Origin of the sequence: Burkholderia sp. BCC1640 (assembly GCF_902833125.1) — a bacterium.
Taxonomy (GTDB): Bacteria; Pseudomonadota; Gammaproteobacteria; order Burkholderiales; family Burkholderiaceae; genus Burkholderia; species Burkholderia diffusa.
Map to the genome: position 1 here is coordinate 1 of NZ_CADFEF010000186.1, position 426 is coordinate 426.

At 62.2% G+C, this 426-nt stretch carries 2 pseudogenes; both read left to right on the forward strand.

Going from position 1 to position 426, the window contains the following annotated elements:
- Window positions 1–200 (forward strand): annotated as a pseudogene (locus tag HWX25_RS33135) (deoxyguanosinetriphosphate triphosphohydrolase); the annotation flags it as partial.
- A gap of 91 nt (window positions 201–291) precedes the next feature.
- Window positions 292–426: pseudogene (locus HWX25_RS33665) on the forward strand (sn-glycerol-3-phosphate ABC transporter substrate-binding protein); the annotation flags it as partial.

The window sequence follows — 426 nt, forward strand, 5'->3', positions numbered from 1 at the left end:
TGCGCATGGCCAACAAGGCGCAGCGCGTCGTCAAGGGGCTCTACGAGGCTTTTACCGGGGATCCGCGCCTGCTGCCGCCGGCCTACCAGAGCGACGACGCTGCCGCCCAGCCGCGGCTCGTCGCGCACTACATCGCCGGCATGACGGACCGCTTCGCGCTGAAGGAATATCAACGCCTTTTTGTCATGGACGAGAATTAGACTGCCGCGTTTGGGCTCGACGGGACAACGCGGCGGCCAACAACAGCGGTCGGACATTCGAGCCGGCCGCACACCATTTGGAGATGGGTCAATGAGAGTCAACACACTGGTTCGCTCGCTGGCTGCCGGCAGCGTGATCTGGTTCGGAATGTTTTTTAATGATACGGCGACCACCGAGATCCAGTTCTGGCACGCGATGGAAGCGGCGCTCGGCGACAAGGTCAAC